The sequence below is a fragment of the Colwellia sp. 6_MG-2023 genome, from assembly GCF_030547765.1.
GTDB lineage: Bacteria > Pseudomonadota > Gammaproteobacteria > Enterobacterales > Alteromonadaceae > Colwellia.
Genome location: NZ_JAUOPP010000051.1, coordinates 1 through 3,771, shown reverse-complemented (window position 1 = coordinate 3,771; position 3,771 = coordinate 1). Strand labels below are relative to the sequence as shown.

Here is a 3,771-nt window from a genome sequence, read left to right as displayed (position 1 = left end):
TTAATTTATATCGCTTTTATCTTGGCCAAGATCACGTGGCTGGTCATGCCAACGGCGGGACAAAACATTGGTAATAAAAATGCGGGCAACCTAACGGCAGCTCAACGACAAGCACAAAGCCAATTACAAGGTGGTCAGGTTGATTTATCACCGCTACAATCGTTACATTTGTTTGGTGAATATAATCAAGCAGCCAAAACAGAAACGATAGAAGAAATAGCTTCAGCACCTGAAACCCGTTTACAGTTAACGTTATCAGGATTAGTCGCTAGTGATGATATGGCGATTGCGGCTGCGGTTATTGAGCATAAGAAAAAACAAGCAACTTATGGTATTGATGACATTATTGAAGGCACCCGAGCTACACTTGAAAAAGTACTAATCGACCGGGTTATTATTAAACAGTCGGGGCGTTTAGAAACCTTGATGCTTGATGGTGCAGACTATAATCAACCGGCGCAAAGTGTGTCTCATAAAAAAGCGAGTAATGCGAATGCGGCTAAGGCGACGCGCGCTGAAAAAAGTGGTCCGAAAGTGGCCGCAACGAAAGGCACTGTTATTGACCAACGCAAGAATAATGATTTCAAACAAGCGGCACAGTCATTACGTAATGATTTAAACAACAACCCAGGGAAAATAACGGATTACTTGCGCATCACACCGGCACGTAAAAACGGTCAGATTTCGGGGTATCGCTTATCACCAGGCAAAAACCCTGAGTTTTTTGCTTTATCGGGCTTAAAGTCAGGCGATGTGGCAACACAAATGAATGGGCATGATTTATTGGTGCCTGTAGAGGCAGCACAAGCAATGTCAGCCTTAAAAACAGCACAAAACATTTCATTGTTAGTTGAGCGAAACAACGAGCTGATTGAAATAATGTTTAGTATTGAATAACAACCTATTTTAGCATTAACGTTTGCACTTATCTTGAGTGTGAGCCATTAGTATTAACCTTTGGTATTCATCGTGGATAGCAAAGAAGCAATAAGGAATTTTTCATGGGCACAACCTTAAACGCCATTGTGGTTAAGCCATTACGCCACAAGTTTAAGCAACTTCAATCATTGAGTTTGGTTTTAGTGACCGCATTGAGCTTTAGCGGTATTTTTGCCGTGGGACAAGCGAGCGCGGCGGAGTATTCACCAAGCTTTAAAGACACTGAAATTGTCGAGTTTGTCACTATTGTGGGTAAAAACTTGAAAAAGACCATGATTGTTGACCCGAACGTGCGTGGTAAAATTAACGTGCGCAGTTATGACTTATTATCAGAAGAGCAGTACTACCAGTTTTTCTTAAACGTGTTGGCGGTGTATGGTTTTTCTGCGATTGAGCGTGAAAATAACATTGTAAAAATCATTCGTAATAAAGATGCTAAGACCTCGGCGATTCCGGTGGTTGATAGTGGCGGCAGTCTTATTGGCGATGAAATGGTGACACGTATTGTTGAAGTAAAGAATGTGACGGTACGTGAGCTGGTGCCGTTATTACGTCAACTGTCTGACCAAGCAGGTGGTGGTAACGTCACAAACTATGACCCGGCAAACGTGATTATGTTAACGGGCACAGCGGCAACGGTTAATCGTTTAGTGAACATCATTGAGCGTGTTGATAGAGCGGGTGACCAAGACGTAGAAATTATTAAATTACAATATGCATCTGCGGGTGAAATGGTGCGTATTATCGAGGCAATGAATAAGCCAAGCGGTGGTAAAACTACGCAAGCGACATTTTTAATTCCAACGATTGTTGCTGATGACCGTAGTAATAGCGTTATTGTTAGCGGTGAAGTTAAAGCACGTGAGCGCGTTGTGCGTTTAGTGAAGCGACTTGACAGTGAATTAGAAACTAACGGCAATACCCGTGTTTACTACTTAAAATACTCAAAAGCTGAAGACTTAGTCAAAGTGCTTAGTGGTGTGAGTAAAACTATTTCCTCTGAAGCACAAGCCACAAGGGCAGCGAGTAAGAGCAACGCACAAAACGAAACCAGTATTGAAGCGCATGAAGCAACCAATACGGTTGTTATCACCGGACAACCTGAGATGTTACGTTCATTAGAAGGGGTTATTCGCCAACTAGACGTACCACGCGCACAAGTACACATTGAAGCGATTATTGTTGAAGTGTATGAAAGCGATGGCGCACAACTGGGTGTGCAGTGGTACAGTGAAGCGGGTGGTTTTACTCAGTTTACTAACGGTGTAGCGCCTATATCAGGTATTGCCGCGGGTGTTAAAGCCGCTGAAGAAACAGAAGGTACTGTGGTTATTACCGAGTCTGGCGAAACACAAAACCCTGATACGAATGGTGACTATACTATTTTGGCACAACTACTTGGCACTGTAAGTGGCGGTATGTTTGGTATTGCTAAAAATGACTGGGGCGCAATTATTCAAGCGGTTAACTCAAACACCAATTCTAATATTCTTGCCACGCCAAGTATCACGACGATGGATAACGAAGAAGCGTACTTCTTGGTAGGTCAAGAGATTCCGGTGATTACTGGCTCGCAAGCGTCAAGTACTGGCAGCTCAAACCCTTTTCAAACCGTTGACCGTCAAGAAGTGGGGATTAAACTCTTAGTAACACCACAAATTAACGAAGGTAACAGTGTACAACTTACCATTGAGCAAGAGGTCTCTTCTGTTAGTGGCGCAACGGGTGTTGATATTTCAATTAACAAACGTGAAATCAAAACTACCGTAATGGTTGAAAGTGGCCAAACGGTTATTTTAGGTGGCCTCATTGATGAAGACGTGCAAGAGAGTGAGCAGAAAGTTCCGTTACTTGGCGACATTCCAATTCTAGGACATTTATTTAAATCAACTAGCACAACGACCCGTAAGCGTAACTTGATGGTATTTCTTAAGCCACAAATTATTACTGATTCAACGATGATGCATAATATGGCGAAAGATAAGTATAACTTTATTCGCGCTGACCAACTACGTAAGCAAGAAGAAGGCTTGTCATTGATGGATGATGACAACTTACCTATTCTGCCAAAATGGAATGATGCATTAGCGTTACCCCCATCGTTTGAAGCGTACCAAGAATCAGTACAAGATGATAAGCGCCTTAAAGCATACTCAGTAAAAGATGATTTGCCGGTCAATGATGTGAAAGAGAATGATGAATAATGTCTGACGATGTAATAAAAGGCAGCAGTGCAAGCAAAAGTAGTCCGGTAAATACAATCGATGAGCAAAACGCAACAGCGCTTGGTGAGTCGGTTGATTTAGACAGTGGCACGATTGCTGATGATGTTGATAACTTGGTTGATAGTTTAGTTAGTCACACCAACCATGAGGTCACTGACAGCGAGTCTAACAAAGATACTGATAACCTTAGTGACAGTGAGCGCGAGGAGTTAGCACAAATCAGTGAAGAGACCGCTATTGCTTGGCGTTTACCCTTCGCCTTTGCAAAACGCTACAGTGTTTTACTCGCGAAAGAAGATGAGCACTATGTGCTGCATTGCTTACCAACGATTAGTGTCGAGACCATTGTTGAAGTACGCCGCATTATTAAAGCGCCGTTTAGCTTTCGCGTACAAGAGGTTGCCGCCTTTGAGTTATTACTCACACAAGCGTATCAACGTGATTCATCAGAAGCACAACAGATGATGGAAGATATTGGTAACGAAGTCGACTTATACTCACTTGCTGATGAGATGACCGAAAGCGAAGATTTATTGGAAAATGAAGATGACGCGCCTATCATCAAACTTATCAATGCCATGTTAAGTGAAGCCATTAAAGAAGGTGC

At 42.6% G+C, this 3,771-nt stretch carries 2 protein-coding genes and 1 pseudogene; all 3 read left to right on the top strand.

The features are described from left to right. A partial coding sequence (gene gspC, locus Q4503_RS18695) for a type II secretion system protein GspC (protein ID WP_303603180.1) occupies window positions 1-897 on the top strand: 897 nt, incomplete at its 5' end. 104 nt (window positions 898-1,001) lie between these two features. Then, on the top strand, window positions 1,002-3,143 hold the full coding sequence (gene gspD, locus Q4503_RS18690; RefSeq protein ID WP_303603179.1) for a type II secretion system secretin GspD: 2,142 nt from the start codon (window positions 1,002-1,004) through the stop codon (window positions 3,141-3,143). Continuing rightward, window positions 3,143-3,771 (top strand): annotated as a pseudogene (locus tag Q4503_RS18685) (hypothetical protein); the annotation flags it as partial. The gene gspD and the pseudogene Q4503_RS18685, both read left to right, overlap by 1 nt.

What these genes read in the sequence shown, in the direction of transcription:
- gspD (WP_303603179.1), top strand. Translation starts at nt 1,002, where the DNA reads ATGGGCACAACCTTAAACGCCATTGTGGTTAAGCCATTACGCCACAAG.